26 protein-coding genes are annotated in these 23,445 nt (G+C 66.9%); 10 read left to right on the forward strand and 16 right to left on the reverse strand.

The window, feature by feature from the left end:
- Positions 1-6: 6 nt before the first annotated feature.
- Positions 7-615 carry an HdaA/DnaA family protein gene (locus ACWKSV_RS05200; RefSeq protein WP_076716374.1) on the reverse strand — a complete coding sequence of 203 codons (609 nt, stop codon included), beginning with the start codon at positions 613-615 and terminating at the stop codon, positions 7-9.
- On the reverse strand, positions 612-1,874 hold the full coding sequence (locus ACWKSV_RS05205; RefSeq protein WP_076718183.1) for a hypothetical protein: 1,263 nt from the start codon (positions 1,872-1,874) through the stop codon (positions 612-614). The genes ACWKSV_RS05200 and ACWKSV_RS05205 overlap by 4 nt, the downstream gene beginning before the upstream one ends.
- 59 nt (positions 1,875-1,933) lie before the next feature.
- Here ACWKSV_RS05205 and purM point away from each other — a divergent pair, with 59 nt between their 5' ends.
- Genes purM through ACWKSV_RS05225 form a run of 4 tightly spaced genes read left to right on the forward strand, consistent with a single transcriptional unit; the run spans position 1,934 to position 4,515 of the window.
- Positions 1,934-3,067 carry a phosphoribosylformylglycinamidine cyclo-ligase gene (gene purM / locus ACWKSV_RS05210; protein ID WP_076716376.1) on the forward strand — a complete coding sequence of 378 codons (1,134 nt, stop codon included), beginning with the start codon at positions 1,934-1,936 and terminating at the stop codon, positions 3,065-3,067.
- Positions 3,057-3,635: a phosphoribosylglycinamide formyltransferase gene (purN, locus tag ACWKSV_RS05215; protein ID WP_076716377.1), complete on the forward strand. Its 579-nt coding sequence runs from the start codon at positions 3,057-3,059 to the stop codon at positions 3,633-3,635. The genes purM and purN overlap by 11 nt, the downstream gene beginning before the upstream one ends.
- Positions 3,632-3,919 (forward strand): hypothetical protein, encoded by a 288-nt coding sequence (locus ACWKSV_RS05220; protein ID WP_076716379.1) that lies wholly within the window; start codon positions 3,632-3,634, stop codon positions 3,917-3,919. Before purN ends, ACWKSV_RS05220 begins: the two co-directional genes overlap by 4 nt.
- Entirely contained in the window at positions 3,916-4,515 is a 600-nt protein-coding gene (locus ACWKSV_RS05225) for a hypothetical protein (protein WP_076716381.1), read from the forward strand. The genes ACWKSV_RS05220 and ACWKSV_RS05225 overlap by 4 nt, the downstream gene beginning before the upstream one ends.
- 146 nt (positions 4,516-4,661) lie before the next feature.
- Here ACWKSV_RS05225 and ACWKSV_RS05230 read toward each other — a convergent pair whose 3' ends face one another.
- From ACWKSV_RS05230 to ACWKSV_RS05245, 4 genes are all read right to left on the reverse strand, one after another.
- On the reverse strand, positions 4,662-5,180 hold the full coding sequence (locus tag ACWKSV_RS05230) for a GNAT family N-acetyltransferase (protein WP_076716382.1): 519 nt from the start codon (positions 5,178-5,180) through the stop codon (positions 4,662-4,664).
- On the reverse strand, positions 5,180-5,602 hold the full coding sequence (gene ndk / locus ACWKSV_RS05235; RefSeq protein WP_007403624.1) for a nucleoside-diphosphate kinase: 423 nt from the start codon (positions 5,600-5,602) through the stop codon (positions 5,180-5,182). The genes ACWKSV_RS05230 and ndk overlap by 1 nt, the downstream gene beginning before the upstream one ends.
- Positions 5,603-5,825: 223 nt before the next feature.
- On the reverse strand, positions 5,826-6,266 hold the full coding sequence (locus tag ACWKSV_RS05240; RefSeq protein WP_076716384.1) for a DNA polymerase III subunit chi: 441 nt from the start codon (positions 6,264-6,266) through the stop codon (positions 5,826-5,828).
- Positions 6,267-6,286: 20 nt separating this feature from the next.
- Entirely contained in the window at positions 6,287-7,753 is a 1,467-nt protein-coding gene (locus ACWKSV_RS05245) for a leucyl aminopeptidase (RefSeq protein WP_076716385.1), read from the reverse strand.
- A gap of 181 nt (positions 7,754-7,934) precedes the next feature.
- On the opposite strand from ACWKSV_RS05245, the gene ACWKSV_RS05250 reads away from it, so the two are divergent.
- Genes ACWKSV_RS05250 through rsmA form a run of 4 tightly spaced genes read left to right on the forward strand, consistent with a single transcriptional unit; the run spans position 7,935 to position 13,427 of the window.
- Entirely contained in the window at positions 7,935-10,163 is a 2,229-nt protein-coding gene (locus tag ACWKSV_RS05250) for an LPS-assembly protein LptD (protein ID WP_172839665.1), read from the forward strand.
- Positions 10,164-10,176: 13 nt separating this feature from the next.
- Positions 10,177-11,604, forward strand: a complete 1,428-nt coding sequence (locus tag ACWKSV_RS05255) for a peptidylprolyl isomerase (protein WP_172839666.1) — start codon at positions 10,177-10,179, stop codon at positions 11,602-11,604.
- A gap of 1 nt (position 11,605) precedes the next feature.
- Positions 11,606-12,601 (forward strand): 4-hydroxythreonine-4-phosphate dehydrogenase PdxA, encoded by a 996-nt coding sequence (gene pdxA / locus ACWKSV_RS05260; protein ID WP_076716388.1) that lies wholly within the window; start codon positions 11,606-11,608, stop codon positions 12,599-12,601.
- A gap of 1 nt (position 12,602) precedes the next feature.
- Complete coding sequence (gene rsmA, locus ACWKSV_RS05265; RefSeq protein ID WP_076718185.1) at positions 12,603-13,427, forward strand: 16S rRNA (adenine(1518)-N(6)/adenine(1519)-N(6))-dimethyltransferase RsmA; 825 nt, start codon at positions 12,603-12,605, stop codon at positions 13,425-13,427.
- Positions 13,428-13,561: 134 nt separating this feature from the next.
- Here the strand turns inward: rsmA and ACWKSV_RS05270 are convergent, their stop codons facing one another.
- Genes ACWKSV_RS05270 through guaB form a run of 3 tightly spaced genes read right to left on the reverse strand, consistent with a single transcriptional unit; the run spans position 13,562 to position 16,761 of the window.
- Positions 13,562-14,065, reverse strand: coding sequence for a tetratricopeptide repeat protein (locus tag ACWKSV_RS05270; protein ID WP_172839667.1), 504 nt, complete (start codon positions 14,063-14,065; stop codon positions 13,562-13,564).
- A gap of 32 nt (positions 14,066-14,097) precedes the next feature.
- On the reverse strand, positions 14,098-15,285 hold the full coding sequence (locus ACWKSV_RS05275; RefSeq protein WP_191864505.1) for an RsmB/NOP family class I SAM-dependent RNA methyltransferase: 1,188 nt from the start codon (positions 15,283-15,285) through the stop codon (positions 14,098-14,100).
- Positions 15,286-15,303: 18 nt separating this feature from the next.
- Positions 15,304-16,761, reverse strand: coding sequence for an IMP dehydrogenase (gene guaB, locus ACWKSV_RS05280; RefSeq protein WP_076716391.1), 1,458 nt, complete (start codon positions 16,759-16,761; stop codon positions 15,304-15,306).
- Positions 16,762-16,887: 126 nt separating this feature from the next.
- Here guaB and ACWKSV_RS05285 point away from each other — a divergent pair, with 126 nt between their 5' ends.
- Both ACWKSV_RS05285 and ACWKSV_RS05290 read left to right on the forward strand, forming a co-directional pair.
- Complete coding sequence (locus tag ACWKSV_RS05285; RefSeq protein WP_076716393.1) at positions 16,888-17,862, forward strand: SPFH domain-containing protein; 975 nt, start codon at positions 16,888-16,890, stop codon at positions 17,860-17,862.
- The gene (locus ACWKSV_RS05290) at positions 17,859-18,314 is read left to right on the forward strand and encodes an NfeD family protein (RefSeq protein WP_076716395.1); all 456 of its coding nucleotides are present in this window, start codon (positions 17,859-17,861) and stop codon (positions 18,312-18,314) included. Before ACWKSV_RS05285 ends, ACWKSV_RS05290 begins: the two co-directional genes overlap by 4 nt.
- Positions 18,315-18,323: 9 nt before the next feature.
- Here ACWKSV_RS05290 and ACWKSV_RS05295 read toward each other — a convergent pair whose 3' ends face one another.
- Genes ACWKSV_RS05295 through ACWKSV_RS05325 form a run of 7 tightly spaced genes read right to left on the reverse strand, consistent with a single transcriptional unit; the run spans position 18,324 to position 23,399 of the window.
- Entirely contained in the window at positions 18,324-19,124 is an 801-nt protein-coding gene (locus ACWKSV_RS05295) for a TrmH family RNA methyltransferase (protein ID WP_076716397.1), read from the reverse strand.
- On the reverse strand, positions 19,124-19,396 hold the full coding sequence (locus ACWKSV_RS05300; protein ID WP_056434862.1) for an HPr family phosphocarrier protein: 273 nt from the start codon (positions 19,394-19,396) through the stop codon (positions 19,124-19,126). Before ACWKSV_RS05300 ends, ACWKSV_RS05295 begins: the two co-directional genes overlap by 1 nt.
- Entirely contained in the window at positions 19,393-19,800 is a 408-nt protein-coding gene (locus ACWKSV_RS05305; RefSeq protein ID WP_042482384.1) for a PTS sugar transporter subunit IIA, read from the reverse strand. Before ACWKSV_RS05305 ends, ACWKSV_RS05300 begins: the two co-directional genes overlap by 4 nt.
- An 18-nt stretch (positions 19,801-19,818) precedes the next feature.
- Entirely contained in the window at positions 19,819-20,730 is a 912-nt protein-coding gene (gene rapZ / locus ACWKSV_RS05310; RefSeq protein WP_156884287.1) for an RNase adapter RapZ, read from the reverse strand.
- The gene (locus tag ACWKSV_RS05315) at positions 20,730-21,107 is read right to left on the reverse strand and encodes an HPr kinase/phosphorylase (RefSeq protein WP_237243363.1); all 378 of its coding nucleotides are present in this window, start codon (positions 21,105-21,107) and stop codon (positions 20,730-20,732) included. The genes rapZ and ACWKSV_RS05315 overlap by 1 nt, the downstream gene beginning before the upstream one ends.
- Before the next feature lie 50 nt (positions 21,108-21,157).
- Positions 21,158-22,723: a sensor histidine kinase gene (locus ACWKSV_RS05320; RefSeq protein ID WP_076716401.1), complete on the reverse strand. Its 1,566-nt coding sequence runs from the start codon at positions 22,721-22,723 to the stop codon at positions 21,158-21,160.
- Positions 22,692-23,399: a response regulator transcription factor gene (locus ACWKSV_RS05325; protein WP_076716403.1), complete on the reverse strand. Its 708-nt coding sequence runs from the start codon at positions 23,397-23,399 to the stop codon at positions 22,692-22,694. The genes ACWKSV_RS05320 and ACWKSV_RS05325 overlap by 32 nt, the downstream gene beginning before the upstream one ends.
- Positions 23,400-23,445 lie beyond the last annotated feature (46 nt).

The raw sequence follows: 23,445 nt of genomic DNA on the forward strand, positions 1-23,445 counted from the left end.
TAGGGCTTACGGCTCGGCGATCAGACCGGCCGCGATCAGAGTGGAGCGTGCAAGGGGAATGGACAAGCGCGCGCGCCGTTCCATCGCCCCCTGGTCGAGCATATCCACTGCGCGGATGACAGAAAGGTGACTCCGTTCGATCCGAAGCGTCAGCCACTCGATCAGATCGGGGCGGGCATCTAGGCCACGCCGCTCGAACAGATGCTCGAACAGCCCGGCGACCAGTTCGTCATCGGGCGCGCCGATCTCCGCCAGGCTGCTGTTCGCCAGGCGCGAGCGGAGGTCGGGCAACTTTACCTGCCAGCGCGGCGGCGGCGAATCGGCAACGATCAGCAACGGCAGCCGGTCGGCCTGCGCCCGGTTCCAGGCGTGGAAGATCTGCACCTCGGGGACGCGCTCGGCATCGTCGATGATCGTGCCCCCGCTCTTGGCCGCAAAGATGCGCGCCAGCAGAGACCGTCCCGACTTGCGCGGGCCGGTGAGGATCGCGGCCATGGTCGGCCACGCTTCCCATTGTTCGAGCATCCGTGCCGCCAATCGGTTGGAATCGGTCAGCAGGAACGCATCGGATCGGGGGTTCGCCGGCCATTGCAGCGGCAACGCCATCTGGTTCATCCGGTAATCACAGTATCCGCAGGAGGCACCGGCGCGGGCACTTGCGGTGCGCGCCGGATGCGAAGGGTGGTGCCCGATCCGGACACCTGAAGACCGCGCTGCTCAAGCGCGCGGCGAAGCTGATCGGGGTCGCCGTCATAGGTGACGGCCATGATCGACACGCCGCCCAGCGCCAGGCTGGTCGTGCCCGCGCGCACCACGCCCGGGATGCCCCGAATCAGGCTTTCGGCATTGGCGACAGCGCTGGCGGTCGGCGCATCATATTGCAGCGTGACAGCGATCCCCGCGCCCGGCGACGACGCAATGGCGGCATCCAGCCCCGCAATCGGCTCCTCGCCCGGCGTCGTATCGTCGATGACCACCGCCTGCGGCTTGGGCGGCGGGGCAAGCGTCGCATCGGGGTGCAGCGCACCGCTGGCCAGCGCCTTTTGATACAGCCCATCGAGTCGCGCGACGCCGGTATCCAGCAACTGCGACAGTCCATCGGTGCTGCCGACCCGCAAGGTGATCGTGCCGAGCAGGCTATTGTCGGGCCCATGTCGGGCCTCGAACACGCCGATCACCGGACCGCCGGGCCATTGCCGATAGAGGTGCACGACGGGGATCAGAATGTCCGACGCGCCATATTGGTCGAGGATCGAGCGCCACCAGCCACGCGGGCGCCGCCCAATCTGCCCGGCATTCATCAGCAGCGGCTCCGCCCCGGTACCCGAGGGGCGGATATAATCGATCGTGCTGTTGCCGGTGCGGAACCGTGCCCAGGCCTGTTGCCAGGGGGTACGAGCCTCGAACATCTGCGACACGCCGCCCGAGATTTGCAGCGGCATCACCAGCATCGGCGGCGAGCGATCGGCATAGGCCGACACGCCCAGCACCGAGGCGGCGCGAACCCGGTCGAACAACACACCCAGCTTGGCGACATAGCGGGTCGGGCCGATCTGTTCATTCTCGACCACGATGCCGCTGACCAGCGAATCGAGCAACCCGTCCGACGCCGCGGTGCCGCCGCGCCCCAGCCGCTGTGCCAATATCGCCCATGCCTTGCGCTGGGCGATCCGCCAGCCGCCGAGCCGCGCGGCCTCGGGCGTCTGGCCCGACACGTCGACCGCGACGCCGGTGACTTCGTAGGATCCGCCATTGTCGACCGGCGCGACGCCGCGCGTCTGCCCTTCGATCTGGGCAAGCACCGCGCCGCCCCCTATGCCAAGCCCGGCAAGGGCGGCCAGACCGGCCATGATGGAGGGCAATCGCAAACGCATCGCGGCCTTTTGGCGAAGCAGGCGTGGAAATCCAAGCGCGATATAGCTAACGGGCAAACATGACCGACAACAGCACGCCGTCCACCAGCCCTTCGCCCTCCGAAAAGGGCGCGTCCTACACCTATGCCGATGCTGGCGTTTCGATCGCCGCCGGTAACGCGCTGGTCCGCGCGATCGGCCCGCTCGCCAAGGCGACACGGCGGCCCGGCGCGGATGCCGACCTGGGCGGCTTTGGCGGATTCTTCGATCTGAAGGCCGCCGGTTTCACCGACCCGCTGCTGGTCGCGGCCAATGACGGCGTCGGCACCAAGCTGAAGCTCGCGATCGAGCATGACCGCCATGACGGGGTCGGCATCGACCTCGTCGCCATGTGCGCCAACGACCTTGTCGTGCAAGGCGCCGAGCCGCTGTTTTTCCTCGACTATTACGCCACCGCCAAGCTGGAAGGCGATGTGCCGGAGCGCGTGATCGCCTCCATCGCGGAAGGATGCCGCATCGCCGGATGCGCCCTGATCGGCGGCGAAACGGCCGAGATGCCGGGCATGTATGCACCGGGCGATTACGATCTGGCGGGCTTCTGCGTCGGGGCGGTCGAGCGCGACCAGGTGCTGACCGGCGCGACCATCGGCGATGGCGATGTGATCCTGGGTCTCGCCTCCTCCGGCGTCCATTCCAACGGCTTTTCGCTGGTTCGCCGCCTGGCCGCCGACAAGGGCTGGAAGCTCGATCGCCCGGCGCTGTTCGATCAGGACGTGCTGCTGATCGAGGCTCTGATGGCCCCGACTCGGATCTATGTCCGCTCGCTGCTTCCCTCGCTCAAGGCGGGCACGATCAAAGGCCTCGCCCATATCACCGGCGGCGGCCTGCTGGAAAACATCCCGCGCGTCCTGCCCAAGGGGGCCCATGCCGTGGTCGACGCGGATGGCTGGGAACAGCCGCGCCTGATGGCCTTCCTCCAGGCTCAGGGCGGGATCGAGCCCGAGGAAATGGCACGGACTTTCAACTGCGGTATCGGCATGGCGGTGATCGTCGCAGCTGACCAGGCGGAGGCACTGGCCGAAACGCTGCGCGCGGCAGGTGAGACGGTCGTGACCGTGGGCCGTGTCGAAGCGGGCGAGCGCGGCTGCACCGTCAAGGGTTCCGCGGGTACGTGGAGCGCCAAGGCGGACTGGACCGCGACCCATGTCGGCTAAGGAGCCGGTCAAGGTCGGCATCCTGATCTCCGGCCGCGGCTCCAACATGCAGTCGCTGGTGGCGGCCTCCCAGAAAGCAGACACCGCCTATACCGTCGCCCTGGTTGCCTCCGACAAGCCGGAGGCGGCCGGACTGGCCTGGGCGCAGGAACAGGGGATCGCCACCTTCGCCCTGTCGCCCAAGGGGATCGGCAAACCGGCCTATGAGGCGGCGATCGACCAGGCCCTGCGCGATGCTGGTGTCGAGGTCATCGCATTGGCGGGCTATATGCGGCTGCTGTCCGGCGATTTCGTCTCGCGCTGGCAGGGGCGCATCCTCAATATCCATCCTTCGCTGCTGCCGCTCTACAAGGGCCTCGACACGCATGAGCGTGCCATCGCGGCGGGTGATGCCAAGGCGGGATGCTCGGTCCATGTCGTGACCGAGGAACTGGATGACGGCGAAGTGCTGGGCCAGGCGGAGGTTCCGATCCTGTCCGATGACGACGCAGCGGCACTTGCGGCGCGTGTGCTCGTTGAGGAGCATCGATTGTACCCGCAAATACTCACGGAGTTCGTGCGTCGATGACCGATTTCCTGTCCCGCATCCGCGACATCGCCCTGCTGCTGCCCGGCACGACCGAGCAGGCTGGGCACGGCGAAACCCGCTTTCTGGTCGAGGGTTCGCCCTTCCTCCGGGTGAGCGGCACGTCGTCGGCCATCCATCTGTGCGTCGCCGATGAAGGACAGGAACCGCACTGGACCGATGTGGCGCTAGAGACCGACAGCGACTGGACGCTGATCGAGGATCGTATCGCGCGAAGCTGGGAACTGGTCGCGCCGACCGAGCTGCTGGAGGCGGGCGGGCGATGAGCGAACCGGCGGGCACCGAAGCCGCCGAGCGCGCCAAGTCGCGGCGGCGTCTACTGACGCTGGCGGAGTTCGTCGCGGTCGCCGGGTTGATGGTGGCTGCGCTGACCCTGTACCTGAACTGGTCGCAGCGGCGCAGCGATGCCGAGGACAAGGCCGCCTCCGCCACCGCCCAGCGGCAGGAGCGCGCCCGGCTCGACCTGACCGCCACGGTCGAGGGGGATGGCCGCCGCCTGCTGCTGCGCGATCCGAATCACGACCTTCAGGATGTAGCGATCGACTTCCCCAAGGCGTCGGGCATTGGACGTCAGGCTCCCGTCGGCGATCCGGCCATCGAGGCGGAGCCGATCGCCGGGCCGATCCTTGCCCTGACCGACGGCAAAGCCGATACTCGCGAGGGTCGCCTCCCCGCGCTGATCACCGTGCGGTACTGGGACGGCGATACTTCGCGGACCGTCACCGGCCTTTACGACATCATCTGGAGCACCCATGGCCGCCTGCTTCGCGGGCGGACGCTGCGACTGGAAGGATTGCGGCTGCGCGACCGGAACGGCACGCAAGCCAAGCTCGACGCCGCCTGGGCGGCGCGCCGAGGTTAAGGACGCGACATTCCTCCCCTTGCAGGGGAGGTGGCAGGGCGTCAGCCCTGACGGAGGGGGTTACCCTCTCGATAGCAGGACACCCCTCCACCAGCTTCGCTGGTTCCCCTCCCCTTGCAAAGGAGGAATGAGAGGCTGGCACGCCTTCACAACTCTCGCGCATAAACAACATCGTCGAAGACGGTGTCGCCGACCCGGAACTGCCGGGTCCCGGCAAGCCTGAAGCCTTCCCGCTCGTAAAAGGCACGCGCGCGTTCGTTGATGCCAAGTACGCCGAGGAGCATACGGCGGCGGCCCATGGCGCGCGCGTCATCGATCGCCATGGCCATCAGCCTGTGACCAAGACCGGTGCCGCTCGTCAGGGACAGGGTATAGATGCGGCGAAGCTCGATATCCCGCGCATCCGTCTCGACCGGCAGATCGGGGGATGTGAGCAGCGTATAGCCGACCGGCGCCGCGCCGTCGGGATGCTCCGCCAGGGTCGCCACGCAGGCGGGATCCGAAATCCAGGCGTCGAACTTCGCGGGCGAGCTGTTCAGGGTGCAATGACGCACCATGTCGGGACCGGCGATGGTCCCCGCAAACGTCTCGAGGAAGGTGGCGGCCGCGACGAGCGACAGCGCGGGCGCATCGCCCGGCCCGGCCCGTCGCAGCCGCCATTCCATCAGCCGACGATTTCTTCCGGCTTGAAGAAGTACGCGATCTCGATCTCGGCATTCTCGTCCGAGTCCGAACCGTGGACCGTGTTGGCTTCGATCGACTCGGCCAGTTCCTTGCGGATCGTGCCCGGCTCGGCGTTCGCCGGGTTGGTCGCGCCCATGATGTCGCGGTTGCGCTGCATCGCGTTCTCGCCCTCGAGCACCTGCACGACGACCGGACCCGAGATCATGAACTCGACCAGATCGTTGAAGAAGGGACGCTCCTTGTGGACCGCATAGAAGCCCTCGGCCTGCTCGCGGGTCATCTGGATGCGCTTCGAGGCGACGACACGCAGGCCGGCTTCCTCCAGCATCTTGGTGACGGCGCCGGTCAGGTTGCGGCGGGTCGCGTCGGGCTTGATGATCGAAAAGGTACGGTTCGCGGCCATGATGGTCACGCAGCTCCTGAATAAATGAGTTGGCTGGAAGTGGCGCCGCCCTAGTCGGGGCGGAAGGCCAATGCAATGTCTTATGGCGATCCTCTGATCGTCCCCGGCACGGGGAGGTGGCAGACCGCAGGTCTGACGGAGGGGGGCTTCCGCATAGGACGCCCCTGCGGCTAACCCCCTCCACCAGCTTCGCTGGTCCCCCTCCCCGTACCGGGGAGGATTGTCAGGCCGCCTGTTCCCAGCGGCCCTGGTCGTTCTGCTTCCAGTAACGCCGCTCGACGCCTTCCCGGTCGGCCAATGCCTTCCATGCGGTACGCGCCTCACCGATGCGGTCGCCGTCGAAGAAATGGAACGCCCGGTCGAAGGCCAGCGCCTCGTCGCGCCAAACGCCGTCGGCCAGCGCGACATGACGGGCGCCATTGGTCGGCTGAACCTCGCCCGCGATCAGCACCGGCTGGGCGGCATCGTCGCCCTCACCCGCCTGGGCATGGGGAAGGAAACCATCCGCCGGGATCATCCAGAGCTGCCGGTCGAGCGCGGCGCGCTGGTCCGCGTCGCCGCTGACGATCAGCAATCGGCCGCCGCGCGCCATCACCCGATCGGCGATGACGGGCAGCAGACGGTCGAGCGGCGCGATCGTCAGATGATAGAAATCGACCTGCATCGCGCCGCCCCTTACCCGACTTACGCCTCGAACCGGTCCGCGACGAACTGGTCGAGCAGGCGAACGCCGTATCCGGTCGCGCCCTTGTCGTGATTGACGCCCGGCTTGTCCGACCAGACCATGCCCGCGATATCCAGATGCGCCCAGGCGACGCCTTCGTTGATGTAACGCTTCAGGAACTGAGCTGCAGTGATCGAACCGGCGCCGCGCGGGCCGACATTCTTCATGTCCGCGATCTGGCTGTCGATCAGCTTGTCATAGGCATCGGCCAGCGGGAAGCGCCACAGCTTCTCGCCCGTCGCGGTGCCCGCCGCCAGCAGCGATTCGGCCAGCGTGTCGTCATTGGCGAACAGACCGCCATGCTCGCTGCCCAGGCTGATGATCATCGCGCCGGTCAGCGTGGCGAGATCGACGATGGTCGAGGGCGAATGCGTCTTCTGGACCCAGGTCAGCGCATCGCACAGGACCAGGCGGCCTTCGGCGTCGGTGTTGATGACCTCGATCGTCTGCCCCGACATGGAGGTGACCACGTCACCGGGACGCTGCGCATTGCCGTCGGGCATGTTCTCGACCAGACCCATGACGCCGACGACATTGGCCTTGGCCTTGCGCGCGGCGATGGCCTTCATCGCCCCCGCGACCGCGCCAGCGCCGCCCATGTCCCACTTCATGTCTTCCATGCCGGCGGCCGGCTTGATCGAGATGCCGCCGGTGTCGAAGGTCACACCCTTGCCGACCAGCGCCAACGTTTCCGCATCGGCCGCGCCGCCATTCCACTTCAGGACGAGCAGGCGCCCTTCGCGTACCGAACCCTGGCTGACGCCCAGCAGCGCGCCCATGCCCAGATCGCGCATCTGCGCCTCGTCCAGCACGGTGACTTCCAGGCCCAGTCCTTCCACGTCGTTCAGGACGCGTTCGACGAAGGTTTCCGGGTAGAGCTTGTTCGGCGGCTCGGAAACGAGCGTGCGGGTCAGCTCCAGCCCGCCATTGACCGCATGGATACGCGTATAGGCCGCCTCGGCCTCGTCACCCGCGCCGACGATGGCGATACGGGTCAAGGTCGGCTTCGACGTTTCGGGCAGCTTGGTGCGGTATACGTCATGCCGCCAGCCGCGCTGCACGGCGGCACCGGCAAAGCTCGCCACCGCATCGGCGGCAGGCTTGGTCGACAGGCCGCTGAGGTCGACCGACGCCGAAGAAGCGTTGGTCAGCAGCTTGGCGGTCACCGCCCCGCCCGCCTTGCGCCAATCGGCCTCCTTGCCTTCACCGACACCCAGCAGCAGGACGCGGCGCGGCGTGCCGCCGACTGCGGCGAACAGTTCGACGATCGAACCGGCCTCTCCCTTGAAGCGCGCGGCGTCGACCGCCGCCTTGGCGAGCGCGGCCGCACCCTCCCCTTCGATCCGGCCGGTATCGACCGCATCCTTCGGGAAGGGAAGGACGAGCACGTCACCGGCTTCGACGGTGGAGGTAAAGGCGATCTGCATGGAAACCCTCTGCTGAACTGGTAACAGTTGCTATCATCTAGGCTCTTGGACCGTCGTGGCAAGCGCGCGATTGCAGCAAGCCGCCGGTGATGCGATAGGCAGGCCTTTCAAGGCGTCGCCCTGCCGGGGGAGGCTTCATCATCGTGTCGGCAAGGACGGAACAGCTATCATCGTGCGCAGAATGACGCTTCTGACCGGCAGCGCCCTGCCCTTCGCCCTGTTCATGGCCATGCCTGCCGTCGCGCAGGACCTTCAGGATCGCCCCGTCTCGCCGCCGCCCAGCGAAGGCCCGGCTCCGGCCAATCCCGATCAGGTCCGCTTCAGCGCCGACCAGCTGGAATATGACATCAACGCCGATATCGTGACGGCGACCGGCGAAGTCCGGATGCTGCGCGAGGGCGAGCGGTTACGCGCCGACAAGGTCACATGGAACCGCAAGACCGGAAAGGTGCTGGCGACCGGCAACATCGCCGTCACCAACCCACAGGGCGACATCGCCTATGGCGATCAGATCGAGCTGACCGATTCTCTGAAGGACGGCGTGGTCGACAATATGCTGGTCGTCCTGGAACAGGGTGGTCGCCTGGCCGCCGTTCGCGGCACCCGCCAGCAGGACGGTACGGTCAATCTGGAACGCGCCGCCTATACCCCTTGCGCGGTCGAGACGTCGGAAGGCTGCCCCAAGGAGCCGTCCTGGAAAATCACGGCGGTCCGCGTCACCTATCGCCCCGATCGCGAGCGCTTTTACTTCAACGGCGCCAAGCTCAACCTGTTCGGCCTGCCGACCATTCCGCTGCCGCGCCTGTCCGCGCCCGTCGGCTCGGGTGGCGACAGCGGGTTCCTGACGCCCGACATCCGGCTGGACCGGGTGAACGGGGTCGAGGTCGCGGTTCCTTATTACTGGCGTCTGGCCCCCAACAAGGGCCTGACCGTCACGCCGCACGTCTTCACGGCGGTGCTGCCGATGCTGGAGGCGCAGTATGAAGCGCTGACCACCAAGGGCGCGTTCCGCATCACCGGCTATGGCACGGCCAGCCGTCGCAGCGACGACCTGAACACGCTGAACCCGACCGATACCAGCCAGGCCTTTCGCGGCTATCTGGATGCGGTCGGCCGCTATCAGTTCTCGCCGGAATGGAGCCTGTCGGGATCGATGCGGATCACCACCGACCGCACCTTCCTGCGCCGTTATGACATTTCCCGCGACGACCGGCTGCGCACCACCGCCAGCCTGGAGCATATCGACGCCAATAGCTATTTCTCGCTGACCGGTTGGTATGTCGAAACGCTGCGCGTCAACGATCCGCAGGGGCAGCAGCCGATCGCGCTGCCCGAACTCGACTATCGTCGCCGGTTCGACGACGGGCTGCTCGGCGGTAAGTTCGAGGTGCAGCTCAACACGCTGGCCATCAGCCGGACGGCGGGACAGGATACGCAGCGCGCCTTTGCCAGCATGCGCTGGGACCTGCGCCGCCTGACCAACTGGGGCCAGGAGGTAACCTTCACCGCCTATGGCCGCGCCGACGCCTATAATGCCAACAATATCGCCTCGACGCCTTTGGTCTATCAGGGGCTCGCCGGGTTCCAGGGGCGCGGCATTGGTGCGCTGGCGGTGGACGTCAAATGGCCGTTCGTCGGCGAACTCTGGGGCGGCAGCCAGCGCTTCACCCCGCGTGTGCAGATCGTCGCCAGCCCGAAGATCAAGAATATCGAAATTCCCAACGAAGACGCGCGCTCGGTCGATCTGGAGGATTCCAACCTCTTCGCACTGAACCGCTTCCCCGGTTACGATCGATTCGAGGATTCGACGCGCATCACCTACGGCGCGCAATGGGCGCTGACCCTGCCGGGCTTCACCTTCGATACGATCGTCGGACAGAGCTTCCGCCTGAACGACCGGCCGACCATCCTCTACCCGGGCACCGGCCTGTCGGATCGCTGGTCGGATATCGTCGGGCGGACGGAGATGCGGTTCCGCGATTTCGTCTCGCTGACCCATCGCTTCCGGCTCGACAAGGACAGCTTCGCGGTGCGCCGGAACGAGATCGACGCGACGGTCGGATCGCGCACCACCTATGCGCAGGTCGGCTATCTCCGCCTGAAGCGGAATATCTTCACCTCGATCGAGGATCTGCAGGACCGCGAGGAAGTGCGTCTGGCGGGCCGGGTCCAGTTCGCCCGCTTCTGGTCGGCGTTCGGATCGACCGTCGTCGACCTGACCGACCGGTCGGAAGATGCCTTGTCGCTGTCGAACGGCTTCGATCCGATTCGGCACCGGGTCGGCGTGCAATATGAGGATGACTGCCTGCGGCTCGGCTTCACCTGGCGGCGCGACTATGTGCAGACGGGCGACGCACGGGCGGGCAATAGCTTCCTGTTGACTCTGGCCTTCACCAATCTCGGTCGCTAAGCCGGTATTCAGCATGGGCGAAGCATATCGCGACGGTTACGCGCCTTCGTCAGGCGCGATGGGGATCACAGACACGGTGAAGCACGACATTCGTACCAAGGGCCGCGGCATCCGCGCGGGCGCAACGCTGATGCTGGTCGCACTGGCGACCGGCGCGCTGGCGCAGACCGTTCCGGATCAGGCCGTACCGGACACCGGCGGGCTGAACATCCCCTCGAACATGCAGCTGTTCGGCAAGCTGGACCCCAATGTCCGCAAGCCGACCGCGATCGTCAACGATACGGTGCTGACCCAGACCGATATCGACCAGCGCATGGCACTGGCCATGGCGCTGAACAATGTGAACAACCTGTCGGCCGAGGATCGCGACCGTCTGCGCATGCAGATCCTGCGCCAGCTGATCGACGAGACGTTGCAGATCCAGGAGGCCAAGACCGCCGAGATCACCGTCACGCCGGACGAGATCAACCAGGCCTATGCCCGCTTCTCGCAGCAGTTCGGCAAGACGCCCGCGGCGATGAACACGTTCCTGCGTCAGGTCGGCTCATCCGAAAAGTCGATGCGCCGCCAGATCGAGGGCGAACTGGCTTGGAGCCGTTATCTGCGCAAGCGGGTCGAACCGTTCGTCAATGTCGGCGACGAGGAAGTGACCGCGATCCGCAACCGCCTGGAAGCCGCCAAGGGCACCGAGGAATATAACCTCAAGGAAATCTTCCTCTCCGCCAACGAGGCGACCGGGCAGCAGGTTTTCAACAACGCCCGCCAGATCATCGGCGAAATCCAGAAGGGGCAGCAGCCCTTCGAATATTTTGCGCGCAGCTTCTCCGAGGCCTCGACCCGCGCGGTGAACGGCGACTTGGGCTGGGTCCGCGCGGCGCAGCTGCCGCCCGAGCTTCAAGCCGCCGTGGGCCAGATGCAGGTCGGCCAGGTCGCCGGGCCGATCCAGATTCCGGGCGGCTTCTCGATCCTGTACCTGACCGACAAGCGTCAGGTCCTGACCGCCGATCCGCGCGATTCGCGCCTGTCGCTCAAACAGCTGACGGTCAAGTTCCCGGCAGGCACCACCCAGGCCCAGGCCAGCGCCCGCGCGGCCGAGTTCGCCAAGGCGACCCAGGCCATCCGCGGCTGCGGCGACGTACAGCGTGTCGCGACCGCCCTGAAGGCCGAGGTGGTCGATAACGATCAGGTGACGATCCGCCAGCTGCCCGCCCCGCTTCAGGAAATCCTGCTGAAGCTGCAGGTCGGTGAGGCGACGCCGCCCTTCGGCTCGCCGGAACAGGGCGTCCGCTCGCTGGTCCTGTGCGGCCGCGAGGAACCGCGCTCAGGCAACCTGCCGACCAACGACCAGATCCAGAATCAGGTCGAGCAGCAGCGAGTAAACCTGCGCGCGAACCAGAAGATGCGCGACCTTCGTCGCGACGCGGTGATCGAATATCGTTAAGATGATCCGGCCGCTCGCGATCTCGATGGGCGACCCGGCCGGGATCGGGCCGGAGATCATCGCCAAGGCCTGGGCCGCGCGCCGGGAGGCGGGGCTGCCGCCCTTCCTCGCGGTCGGGGACTCGCGCGCGATTGCGCGGGTCTGGAACGGCCCGACCGTCCGTGTCTCGGACATGGCGGCCGCGGTGGCCGCGTTCGACGAGGCACTGCCGATCCTGTCGGTCGACGATGCGGGCGAAATCCGCCCCGGCAAGCCCGATGTCGAGGGCGCACGGTGCGCGCTTCATGCGCTGGAGCTGGCGGTCGGGCTGGTGCGCTCGGACGCGGCCAGTGCGCTCGTGACCGGGCCGGTCAGCAAGTCGCAACTCTACGATATCGGCTTCACCCATCCCGGCCAGACCGAGTTCGTCGCCGAACGCTGCGGCGTGGCAGGCGAGAATGCGGTGATGATGCTGGCGGGCCCTTCCTTGCGGGTCGTGCCGATCACCACCCATGTCCCGCTGGCGGCGGTGTCGAGCCTGTTGTCGGTCGAGCTGATCGTCGCCAAGGGCCGGGCGACCGCGCGCGGGCTGTGCAAGAATTTCGGCATTCGCGAACCCCGGCTCGTCTTTGCCGGGCTGAACCCCCATGCGGGCGAGAGCGGCGCAATCGGGCGCGAGGAAATCGACTTCATCGAACCCGCCATCGCGCAGCTTCGTGCCGAAGGGATCGACGCGACCGGCCCATTCGCGGCCGACACACTGTTCCATCCGCGTGCCCGCGCCCGTTACGACGCCGCACTCTGCTGCTATCACGACCAGGCGCTCGTGCCGATCAAGACGCTGCATTTCGACGAAGGCGTCAACATCACCCTGGGTCTGCCCATCGTGCGCACCTCGCCCGACCATGGCACGGCCTTTGGCCTGGCGGGGCAGGATGCCGCGCATCCCGGTGCGATGATCGCCGCCATCGCGATGGCTGGTGACGCTGCGCAGCGTCGGGCCGAAGCGGCCGCCTGACATGGATCCCATCACGCCGCTCCCCCCCTTGCGGGACGTCATCGCGCGCCACGGCCTGTCTGCCGCCAAGTCGCTGGGTCAGAATTTCCTATTCGACGGCCAGCTGCTGGCCCGGATCGCCGCCATTCCTGGCGACCTGACCGACAGGCAGGTGCTGGAAATCGGCCCCGGCCCTGGCGGCCTGACCCGCGCGCTGTTGATGGCGGGGGCCAAGGTCACGGCGATCGAACGCGACCGTCGCTGCATCCCCGCGCTGGCCGAACTGGCGGAAGCCTTTCCGGATAGGCTCAAGGTGATCGAGGGCGATGCGCTGCGCATCAACGCGCCCGAGTTGTTCGAGAGCAAGCCGCATATCGTTTCCAACCTGCCCTATAATGTCGGGACGCCGCTGCTGGTCGGCTGGCTGTCGGGCGCATGGCTCCCCTGGTGGCAGTCCTGCACGCTGATGTTCCAGAAGGAAGTGGCGGAGCGGATCGTCGCGGCGCCCGACCAGTCTTCCTATGGCCGTCTGGCCGTGCTGACCCAATGGCGGAGCGAATCGCGGATCGCGATGCCGGTCCACCGTTCGGCCTTCACGCCACCGCCCAAGGTTATGTCGGCGGTCGTGCACATCACGCCCAAGCCTGCGCCCGAGGGGGTGAGCTTCCGCACGCTGGAACGTCTCACGGCGGCCGCCTTCGGCCAGCGCCGCAAGATGCTGCGCCAGAGTTTGAAGCCGGTTGCCGGGGCCGTGGAGGCGATGGAGTCCATCGGCCTCGACCCGGCCCGCCGGGCCGAAACGCTGTCGGTGGACGAGTTCGTCGCCCTCGCTCGCGCTTTAGGGTGAAAATGTCCTCCCCGTAACGGGGAGGGGGACCATGCGAAGCATGGTGGAGGGGGCGTGCCGTAAACGGCATCCTATGAGGAAGCCCCCCTCCGTCAGGCCCGCGTCCTGCCACCTCCCCGTGCCGGGGAGGATGCTTACGGTGTCGGCGGCGTCTTACTGTCGACCTGCGCCGTCGTCACCGGCGCGGGCGGCCCCTTGGCGATTTGCGCAGAGAGCGCGGTCGCGTCGGCACAGTCGGTTTTGCAGAGCGTCTTGATCTTGGCGAGATTGTCCTTGGCGCGCGCCACCGCGCCACGCTGGACCAACGCCTCGCCCTGCCCCCGCAACGCCCGCGTGTCATTAGGATCGAGCAGCAAGGCTTCCCGATACAGGCGGATCGCCTTGCCCGGAAGGCCGCGCGCATCCGCGACTTCGGCCAGCAGGATAAACGCCCCCCGATTGCGCGGATCGACCGTCACGGCCGTCTCCAGCATGTCGGTCGCGCCGTCCAGATTGCCCGCCGCCTTCAGCCCGCGCGCCTGTTCGAGCAACTGCATCGAGCGAGCATCGATCTGGCTGTCCGAGCGCTGACCGCTGAGCGAAGTGGAAAGCGAAACCACCGCCAATGCGGCGGCAGCAGCCAAGGACGACAAACGCATGAGGAACTCCGGACGTGGCACTGAGCCGAATGCTAGCATGGCGCCCGGAGGCAGGCGACAAAAAAGCCGTCCGTGCCATGGGTGGCCGGATCGAGCCGCTGGCCCAGGCCATGCGTTGTCCCGATCCCCGGTTCGATCGGCGCGGTTGACCAGCCGGGATGGCGCGACAGGAAGGCCGCCACCTGCTCGCTCCCTTCTGCATCGAGCAGCGAACAGACGATATAGACCAGCCGTCCGCCCGGCTTGACCAGACCGGCACCGATGTCCAGCACCTGCGCCTGCATTGTGCCGAGCCGGACCAGCCGCTCCGGGGTCAGACGCCAGCGCGCCTCGGGATTGCGCCGCCAGGTCCCGGTTCCGGAACAGGGGGCGTCGATCAGGACGCCATCCGCCTTGGCCGCCCAGTCCGAAAGCATCTCGGCTTCGCGGCCGGGGTTGAGCAGGCGGCTCTCGATGATCGTCGCCCCGGCGCGTTCCGCCCGGGGCGCCAGTCGCTGCAACCGCGCGCGGTCGATATCGCAGGCGAGCAGCGCGCCCTGATTGTTCATTGCCGCCGCCAGTTGAAGCGTCTTGCCCCCCGCCCCGGCGCAAAGATCGACCAGCCATTCACCCGGCTTCGCCGCCAGCGCTTCGCCGACCAGCTGGCTGCCTTCGTCCTGCACCTCGACCAGCCCGGCGCGGAACAGATCGGACTGCTCGACCGGCGTTCCGTTGGGCAGGCGGATGCCCATCGGCCCATGCGGCGTCGCGGTGGCGTCGGGCCACTGCTCCATTACCGCGTCCCGGGTCGTCGCCAGGCCGTTGACCCGCAGGTCGAGCGGGGCCCGATCGACCAGGGCGGCCTGCTGCGCGGCATCCAGCCCGGAGGCGGTCAGAGCCTCGACCAACCAGGCGGGAGCAACCCCGCCCTCGGCGCGCGGTTCGTCAGGAGTGATCGGCGCAGGCCCATGCCCCGTCCCGTCGAACGTTGCGGCAATCGACGGATCCTGATCCGCCACCGCGAGCACGGCCGCACGTCCGGACGACGGCACCGGTCCGGCCTGCCGGATGGCGGCATAGACCAGCTCACGCACCGCACGCCGGTCCTTCGACCCGGCATAGCGGCGCGTGGCGAAATAGCGCGCGATCAGCGTGTCGGCCGCCGCGCCGCCGCTGGCGGCCGCGGCGACGATCTCGTCCAGCAACTCGATCGCCGCCTGGGTGCGGGCGCCGGGGGTCATGCGAAGCGCTCCGTCAGCTTAGCGGGTCGGGTAATTGGGAGCTTCCCGCGTGATCGTCACGTCATGAACGTGGCTTTCCTTCAGGCCCGCGCCGGTGATCTGGACGAACTGCGCCCGCTCGCGCAGATCTTTCAGCGTCGCCGAACCGGTATAGCCCATCGCCGCCTTGATGCCGCCCACCAGCTGATGGATGACGTCGCGCGCCGGGCCCTTGTAAGCGACCTGACCCTCGATGCCCTCGGGCACCAGCTTCATCTGGTCCTTGATGTCGCCCTGGAAATAGCGGTCCGCCGAACCGCGACCCATCGCCCCGACCGAGCCCATGCCGCGATAGGACTTATAGGCGCGGCCCTGATACAGGAAGGTTTCGCCCGGTGCCTCTTCGGTGCCAGCCAGCAGCGAGCCGACCATGCAGGCGCCAGCACCCGCCGCCAGCGCCTTGGCGAGATCGCCCGAGGTGCGCAGACCGCCATCGGCGATCACCGGTACACCGGCCTTCCAGCCTTCCTCGGCACAGTCCATGACGGCGGTCAGCTGCGGCACGCCGACGCCGGCGACGACGCGGGTCGTGCAGATCGAACCCGGCCCGATGCCGACCTTGACCGCATCCGCACCCGCATCGATCAGCGCACGGGTGGCGGCGGCGGTCGCGACGTTACCGGCAATCACCTGCACCGTGTCGGACAGCTTCTTGGCGGCCTCGACCGCGCGCGCAACGTCACGGTTATGGCCATGTGCGGTGTCGATGATGACACAGTCGACCTCGGCCTCGATCAGGGCGCGGGTGCGTTCGAAACCCTTCTCACCGACCGTCGAGGCCGCCGCGACACGCAGGCGACCCGAGCCATCCTTGGTGGCCGACGGATAGGTAACGGCCTTTTCGATGTCCTTGACCGTGATCAGACCGACGCAGCGATAGCTGTCGTCGACGACCAGCAGCTTCTCGATCCGGCGGGCATGGAGCAGGCGACGCGCCTCGTCCTGGCCGACGCCGACCTTGACGGTCGCCAGGTCTTCATGCGTCATCAGCTCGGACACGGGCTGCTGCGGGTTCTCGGCGAAGCGTACGTCGCGGTTGGTCAGGATGCCGACCAGGCGGCCGTCGAACTCGACGACGGGAATGCCGCTGATCCGGTGCCGCGCCATCAGCGCCTGCGCCTCGGCCAGCGTCGCGGTCGGCGAGATGGTGATCGGGTTGACGACCATGCCGCTCTCGAACCGCTTGACCTGGCGGACGGCGGCGACCTGCTGCTCGACGGTCAGGTTGCGGTGTAGAACGCCCATGCCGCCCAGCTGCGCCATGACGATCGCCATGTCGGCCTCGGTCACGGTGTCCATCGCCGCCGACAGGACGGGGATGTTGAGCGCGATCGAGCGGGTCAGTTGCGTCCGCGTGTCTGCGGTGCTCGGCAAAACGTCGGACTCCTGGGGTATGAGGAGCACGTCGTCGAAGGTGAGGCCGAGGCGGATATCCATGGGGCTGCCAAATCCTGCGGAGGGAACAAGTGGCGGGCCATGTAACCAAAGCAAGCCGTTCCCGCTAGGCCCTTGGTGCATCGCCATGCTAGAACACCGGCGGACCGATTATGGGGGAAGCCGTCCATGGGCCTGATTATCGCCGCGCTCGCCGTCCTGCTGGTGCTGATGTATCTGATGATGTCGATCAAGATCGTCCGCCAGGGCTATCAATACACGATCGAGCATTTCGGCCGCTATACGGGCACGGCGATCCCCGGCTTCAACTTCTACCCCGCCTTTTTCTATCGTGTCGGCCGCAAGGTGAATATGATGGAGCAGGTGATCGACATTCCAGGGCAGGAGATCATCACGAAAGACAATGCGATGATCTCGACCGACGGGGTCGTCTTCTTTCAGGTGCTGGACGCGCCCAAGGCGGCCTATGAGGTGTCGGACCTCTATGTCGCGCTGCTGAACCTGGTCACGACCAATTTACGCACCGTCATGGGTTCGATGGATCTGGACGAAACGCTGTCGAAGCGTGACGAGATCAACGCCCGCCTGCTCAACGTCGTCGATCACGCGACGACGCCTTGGGGGGTGAAGATCACCCGCGTCGAGATCAAGGACATCCGCCCGCCGGTCGACATCGTCAACGCCATGGCGCGCCAGATGAAGGCGGAGCGCGAGAAGCGCGCCAATATCCTGGAGGCGGAAGGCTCGCGCGCCTCGGAGATCCTTCGCGCCGAGGGCCAGAAGCAGGCGCGTATCCTGGAAGCCGAAGGCCGTCGCGAGTCGGCGTACCGCGACTCCGAAGCCCGTGAGCGTGCCGCCGAGGCGGAGGCCAAGGCAACGCGTGTCGTGTCCGAGGCGATCGAGTCGGGCGGCACCCAGGCCATCAACTATTTCATCGCCCAGAAATATGTCGAAGCGGTCGGCAAGTTCGCGACCAGCCCCAATGCCAAGACGATCCTGTTCCCCGTCGAGGCGACCCAGCTGATCGGGACGCTGGGCGGCATCGGCGAACTGGCCAAGGAAGCGCTGGGCAGCGGCAAGTCCGACGCCGCTACCCCACGCGTCACCACCAAGCCGGGGCCGTTCGACCAGTCACCGTCATGACGATCGGAGACCTCGACCCTGCCGCACTCTGGCTGGCGGGGGCCTTGGCGCTCGGGATCGCCGAATTGCTGGTGCCGGGTGTATTCCTGGTCTTCCTTGCCGTGGCCGCGGGCGTGACCGCGCTGACGACCTGGGCGCTGCCGGACTTGCCGGCCGGTCTGCAACTGGCCGATTTTGCGGTCTGGAGTGTGGTGAGCGTTGTCATCGGGCGGCGCTGGTATCGCGACTTTCCGGTGGAAAGCGATGCCCCCGTCCTCAACGAACCCGCCCGGCGGCTGCGCGGGCAGATCGTCACCGTCACCACCCCGATCATCGGTGGTGAGGGCCGCGCCCGGCTGGGTGACGGCGAATGGCCGGTGCGCGGGCCCGATACGGTCAGCGGGACGCGTTTAAGGATCGCGCATGTCGATGGCGGCACGCTGCTGGTCGAGCCGATCGAGCCGGAGGCCTGAACCGGCCGCTCAGCCCCGCTGCTGCGCCAGCACCTCATAGGCCATGACTGCCGTCGCCACGGCCGCGTTCAGGCTGTCGGCCTTGCCCAGCATCGGAATCTTGACCAGCGTGTCACAGGCCTCGGCATATTCGGGCGGCATCCCCTGCGCCTCGTTGCCGGTCAGCAAGAAGGTCGGCGCGGTATAGCGCGCGGCGCGATAGTCCGAGTCGGTATCGAGGCTGAGCCCCACCAGCTGACCCGGCCCCTGCCGCAGCCAGTCCAGGAAGGGCTGCCACTCGGTCCGCACGATCGGCACGGTGAACAGAGCCCCCATGCTGGCCCGCACTGCCTCGACGGAAAAGGGATCGACGCATTCGCCGATCAGGATCAGCCCCCCTGCCCCCACCGCATCGCCGGTGCGCAGGATGGTGCCCAGATTGCCCGGATCGCGCAGACGCTCGGCGACCAGCCAAATACCGGATGCCTTGCGGTCCAACTCGTCGAGCGTGACGCCCAACTCCTCGAACACGCCGACAACCGCCTGCGGATTGTCCTTGCCCGACAGTTTCGACAGGATGTCCGGCGTCGTCTCGATCGCCTCGCCCTCCGACGCCTCGACCGCCTCGATCAGGTCACGGACCAGCGGATGACCCGCCGACGGCCGAGCATAGAATAACAGGGTCGGCAGCCGCCCCGTCTCGCGCGCCTCGGTCAGGATGCGCAGGCCTTCCGCCAGGAACTGGCGGGATTGCTTGCGATGACGCTTGTCGCGCAGATCGCGGGCCCACTTGATCAGCGGGTTGGAGTAAGCGGTAATTTCACGGGGCATCAGTCTTCGCCGAACTTCGCTTCCACCAGCGCGGCCAGCGCTTCCACCGTCTCGCCCGCACCGTCACCCGCCGCGCTGATCGTGATGGTGTCGCCCATCGCGGCACCCAGCATCATCAGGCCCATGATCGACGTGCCTGTCACCGTACTGCCGTCCTTGGCCACCCGCACTTCGCAGGGCTGGGTCGAGGCGAGCGTCACGAACTTGGCGCTGGCACGCGCATGAAGGCCCCGGCGGTTGGTGATCAGGACGGATCGCGTCTGCTCCGTCATGCGGCGGCCTCGCCCAGCACCTCGGAGGCGACCGAGATATATTTGCGCCCCGCCTCGCGCGCGGCGGCGACGGCATCGACGACCTGCATCGACTTGCGCGCCGAGCCCAGCCGGATCAGCATGGGCAGGTTCATTCCCGCAATCACTTCGACCCGACCCCGCTCCATCAGCGAGATGGCGAGGTTGGACGGCGTTCCCCCGAACAGGTCGGTCAGAACGATCACGCCGCGCCCGGCATCGACGGTGGCGATGGCGGCGGCGATGTCGGCACGCCGCTCCTCCATGTCATCCTCCGGCCCGATCGCGATGGTGGCGATCCGCTCCTGCGGGCCGACCACATGTATCATCGCGGTCACGAACTCATCGGCGAGCCGCCCGTGCGTCACCAGAACCAGACCGATCATGTCAGACACGCATATCCATCATTGTTTGGCCGGCCTGGCTTCCAAAGAGTCTTTCGGCACGGCACCCAAATCACGATGCACCACCGTGGGGGAAAAACCGCTCTGGCGCAACCGTCCCGCGATGCGTTCGGCGACATGGACCGACCGGTGTCTCCCGCCGGTACAGCCTATCGCGATGGTGATGTAGGATTTCCCGCTCGCGATATAACGCGGCACCAGCGTGTCGAGCAGCGTCTCGATCTGCCCCACGGCCGTCTCATAGACCGGGTCATGCCGGATATAGTCGATGACCCCCTTGTCCAACCCGGTGCCGGGACGCAGCTCGGCCGACCAGTGCGGGTTGCGCAGGAACCGCATATCGAAGACCAGGTCGGCGTTGCGCGGCAACCCCTTGGAAAAGCCGAAGGACATGACCGTCAGCACCGGCTCGCTCAGGCCGTCGACCGCGTAATTGGCGCGCAGCCAGTTGCCCAGGTCATTGCTGGTCATGTTGGTCGTGTCGAGCAGCCGGTCCGCCATGTCGCGGACCGGGGCCAACAGGGCGCGCTCATGCGCGATCCCGTCATCGGCGGCCCGATCCATCGCCAGCGGATGGCGATGCCGCGTCTCGGCATAGCGGCGCTTCAACTCCGCGCCGCCGCAATTCAGGAACAGCGTCTCGATGGCCAGATTGGGGCGCTCGTTCAGACGCCGGATGCTTTGGGTGATCTGGTCGGGTGCAAAGTCGCGGGTCCGCACGCCGATGCTGATCGCCAGCGGCCGATTCTTGCCCTCCATGCCCTGGGGCGGCGCGGCCTCCAGCAGACCGTTCAGCAGAAAGAGCGGCAGATTGTCGACCACCTCCCAGCCCAAATCTTCCAGCGTCTTGAGCGTGGTCGAGGTCCCGGCCCCGGACATGCCGGTCACCAGCAAGATACGTTTTCGGTCCATTACGGGCATTCCTTGAGGCGAGACGCCAGCAACTCGACCTTGATCGGGGCCGAAGCGGGACGCGGATTAAGCCTGTATATAGGGAGTGAGACGCCCGTCATCACGGTCTGTCGTGCCTCGGGCAGACGTTCTTCGGCATCCGGATCGACATGCAGTTCGACAACGAGGCCGATGGTCGCGCTGGCCCGATACGGATAAGGCAGGATGCCGACGCCCCGTACCTCGATCAGCCCGGCGATCCGCTCCGGCACGGTGACATGCAGGGCGCCATCCCTGGCCGTCGCCTCGACATAATCGTCCCCGATCAGGACCGCTCCCCGGTCGATCAACCGCAGCGCCAGATCGGATTTTCCGGTCCCCGACGGACCGCGCAGCATCACGCCAGTTCCGCCTATCGTCACGCAGGTGGCATGAATGAGCTCACCCATCAGACGATCGCAGCCAGCGGCAGGCGCACCACGAAGCGCGCTCCGCTCATCCGGTCCTCGCGCGACTCGACATGGATGCGCCCCTGATGCGCCTCGACGATGGTCCGGGCGATGGCGAGGCCCAGCCCGGAATGGCGTCCAAAATTCTCCGAGCTCGGACGGATCGAGTGGAAGCGGCGGAAGATCGCTTCGCGCGCTTCCTCCGGCACGCCCGGCCCCTCGTCCTCGACCCGCACGACCCAATCATCCGGTTCGCCCGCAAGGCTGATCGCGACCACCGCCTCGTCGGGGGAAAAGGATAGGGCATTGTCGATCAGATTCTCGAACACCCGCTCCAACCGTGCACCTTCGCCGGACACCATGGCCGGGCCCGGCTCGGTCGAATCGAAACGAAGGCGGATGCCCCGTTCGACCCCGCGTGCCTCGCGCTGCGCAATCAGTCCGGCCAGAAGCGCATTCAGATCCACGGGATCGAACTTGGCCCGGCTCAGCTGGGCATCGAGCCGCGAGGCGTCGGAAATATCGGTGATCAGCCGATCGAGGCGCCGCACATCGTCGCGAACGATCGCCAGCAACTGCGCCTGGAGGTCCGGGTCGTGGACCGTCTCCAGCGTGTCGACGGCGGAGCGGAGCGAAGCGAGCGGATTCTTCAACTCGTGCGTCACGTCCGCCGCAAAGGCCTCGGTCGCGTCGATCCGGGCACGCAGCGCCAGGCTCATGTCGGACAGCGCGCGGGCCAGCATCCCCAGTTCGTCGCGACGATCGGGCAGACGCGGCACCACGACTTCCCGCGCCCGGCCCAGCCGAACCCGCACCGCCGCGCGCGCCAGCCGCCGCAACGGACGGACGATGGTGCGCGCCAGGAACAGCGACAACAGCACCGAAATCAGCGCCACCAGCGCCAGCAACACGCTCAACCGAAACCGTTCGATCCGAACCGTCTCGGTTATGAAGCGCGCATTCTCGGTCGCCATGAGCGCCCCACCGCTCGGCAGCGGCGCGGCGGCGGTGATGACCGGCGTGCGATCGGGCGCACGCCAGACCGAGGCGGAGACACGTCCGTCCCGCGCCGCACGGACGTCCGGCCATTCGGCACCGCCGCGACGCTCGCGATAGAGCGGCGGCCGGGCCGCGCCGACCACGGTGTCGATCCCGGCGTCCAGGAAGCGGGCGATCGCCTGCCCCCAATCCTGCTTGTCCGGATCGCGAAGCACGACGTTGCGAACACCCAGCGCCCGGCTATCCGCGACCAGTCGCCCGGCGGCATCGAACAGCCGGATGCGCCCGCCCGTATCGCGCGCCAGCCGGACGACAAGCAGGTCGCGTTCCTCGCTGCGTACCGAACTCAGCGCCTCGCCCATCAGCCGCACTTCGCGCAGCGACTGGGCCTCCCGGTTGTCGAGCAACCGGGCGCGATAGGAATCCAGATAGAAAAACCCGCCCGCCAGCAGCAGCAGCGCAAAGATGTTGAGCGCCAGAATCCGCTGGGTCAGCGAAATCTGGCCCGACCAGCGCAACGCCAGGTCGGGGGCTTCACTCCTCGGAGAATCGGTAACCGGCGCCATAGAGCGTCTCGATGGCGTCGAATTCGGGGTCTACCTGACGGAATTTGCGGCGCAGGCGCTTGATATGGCTGTCGATCGTGCGGTCGTCGACATAAATGTCGTCCTGATAGGCGGCATCCATCAGCTGGTTGCGGGTGCGCACGATGCCGGGTCGCTGCGCCAGCGTCTCGAGAATCAGGAACTCGGTGACGGTCAGCGTGACCGGCTCGCCCTTCCACGTCACGCGGTGCCGCGCCGGGTCCATGGCAAGCTGCCCACGGGTCAGCGGGCCCTGCGCATCGGCGGCGGGCGTGCCCTGCGGGGCACCGACATATTCCGACCGGCGCAGGATCGCCCGGATGCGCGCGATCAGCAGCCGCTGCGAAAAGGGCTTGGCGATGTAATCGTCCGCCCCCATCGCCAGACCCAGCGCCTCATCCAGCTCGTCGTCCTTGCTGGTCAGGAAGATGACAGGAATCTGGCTCTTCTCACGCAGGCGGCGGAGCAGCTCCAGCCCATCCATGCGCGGCATCTTGATGTCGAAGATCGCGAGGTCTGGCGGGTTGTCGATCAGCGCCTTCAGCGCCGCCTCGCCGTCAGCGTAGACGCGCGTCACGAAACCCTCGGCCTGAAGCGCGATCGATACCGAGGTCAGGATGTTCCGGTCGTCATCGACCAGCGCAATGGTGGCCGTCATGCGACCGCCCCCGGACCCGTGTCATGCGAAAAGACCGCCATGGCCC

This window comes from Sphingomonas sp. SphC10 (assembly GCF_057004845.1).

Excerpts from the sequence above, each read along its gene's own strand:
- ACWKSV_RS05225 (WP_076716381.1), top strand. The coding sequence starts at position 3,916 with ATGAGCGAACCGGCGGGCACCGAAGCCGCCGAGCGCGCCAAGTCGCGG.
- guaB (WP_076716391.1), bottom strand. The coding sequence starts at position 16,761 with ATGGATATCCGCCTCGGCCTCACCTTCGACGACGTGCTCCTCATACCC.
- ACWKSV_RS05245 (WP_076716385.1), bottom strand. The coding sequence starts at position 7,753 with ATGCAGATCGCCTTTACCTCCACCGTCGAAGCCGGTGACGTGCTCGTC.
- ACWKSV_RS05290 (WP_076716395.1), top strand. The coding sequence starts at position 17,859 with ATGACGATCGGAGACCTCGACCCTGCCGCACTCTGGCTGGCGGGGGCC.
- ACWKSV_RS05230 (WP_076716382.1), bottom strand. The coding sequence starts at position 5,180 with ATGGAATGGCGGCTGCGACGGGCCGGGCCGGGCGATGCGCCCGCGCTG.
- ACWKSV_RS05295 (WP_076716397.1), bottom strand. The coding sequence starts at position 19,124 with ATGCCCCGTGAAATTACCGCTTACTCCAACCCGCTGATCAAGTGGGCC.
- ACWKSV_RS05220 (WP_076716379.1), top strand. The coding sequence starts at position 3,632 with ATGACCGATTTCCTGTCCCGCATCCGCGACATCGCCCTGCTGCTGCCC.
- ACWKSV_RS05250 (WP_172839665.1), top strand. The coding sequence starts at position 7,935 with ATGACGCTTCTGACCGGCAGCGCCCTGCCCTTCGCCCTGTTCATGGCC.
- pdxA (WP_076716388.1), top strand. The coding sequence starts at position 11,606 with ATGATCCGGCCGCTCGCGATCTCGATGGGCGACCCGGCCGGGATCGGG.
- ACWKSV_RS05285 (WP_076716393.1), top strand. The coding sequence starts at position 16,888 with ATGGGCCTGATTATCGCCGCGCTCGCCGTCCTGCTGGTGCTGATGTAT.
- ACWKSV_RS05315 (WP_237243363.1), bottom strand. The coding sequence starts at position 21,107 with ATGCTGCGCGGTCCGTCGGGGACCGGAAAATCCGATCTGGCGCTGCGG.
- ACWKSV_RS05300 (WP_056434862.1), bottom strand. The coding sequence starts at position 19,396 with ATGACGGAGCAGACGCGATCCGTCCTGATCACCAACCGCCGGGGCCTT.
- ACWKSV_RS05275 (WP_191864505.1), bottom strand. The coding sequence starts at position 15,285 with ATGACCCCCGGCGCCCGCACCCAGGCGGCGATCGAGTTGCTGGACGAG.
- ACWKSV_RS05205 (WP_076718183.1), bottom strand. The coding sequence starts at position 1,874 with ATGCGTTTGCGATTGCCCTCCATCATGGCCGGTCTGGCCGCCCTTGCC.
- ACWKSV_RS05320 (WP_076716401.1), bottom strand. The coding sequence starts at position 22,723 with ATGGCGCCGGTTACCGATTCTCCGAGGAGTGAAGCCCCCGACCTGGCG.
- rapZ (WP_156884287.1), bottom strand. The coding sequence starts at position 20,730 with ATGGACCGAAAACGTATCTTGCTGGTGACCGGCATGTCCGGGGCCGGG.
- rsmA (WP_076718185.1), top strand. The coding sequence starts at position 12,603 with ATGGATCCCATCACGCCGCTCCCCCCCTTGCGGGACGTCATCGCGCGC.
- ndk (WP_007403624.1), bottom strand. The coding sequence starts at position 5,602 with ATGGCCGCGAACCGTACCTTTTCGATCATCAAGCCCGACGCGACCCGC.
- purN (WP_076716377.1), top strand. The coding sequence starts at position 3,057 with ATGTCGGCTAAGGAGCCGGTCAAGGTCGGCATCCTGATCTCCGGCCGC.
- ACWKSV_RS05255 (WP_172839666.1), top strand. The coding sequence starts at position 10,177 with ATGGGCGAAGCATATCGCGACGGTTACGCGCCTTCGTCAGGCGCGATG.
- ACWKSV_RS05270 (WP_172839667.1), bottom strand. The coding sequence starts at position 14,065 with ATGCGTTTGTCGTCCTTGGCTGCTGCCGCCGCATTGGCGGTGGTTTCG.
- ACWKSV_RS05325 (WP_076716403.1), bottom strand. The coding sequence starts at position 23,399 with ATGACGGCCACCATTGCGCTGGTCGATGACGACCGGAACATCCTGACC.
- ACWKSV_RS05240 (WP_076716384.1), bottom strand. The coding sequence starts at position 6,266 with ATGCAGGTCGATTTCTATCATCTGACGATCGCGCCGCTCGACCGTCTG.
- ACWKSV_RS05305 (WP_042482384.1), bottom strand. The coding sequence starts at position 19,800 with ATGATCGGTCTGGTTCTGGTGACGCACGGGCGGCTCGCCGATGAGTTC.
- purM (WP_076716376.1), top strand. The coding sequence starts at position 1,934 with ATGACCGACAACAGCACGCCGTCCACCAGCCCTTCGCCCTCCGAAAAG.
- ACWKSV_RS05200 (WP_076716374.1), bottom strand. The coding sequence starts at position 615 with ATGAACCAGATGGCGTTGCCGCTGCAATGGCCGGCGAACCCCCGATCC.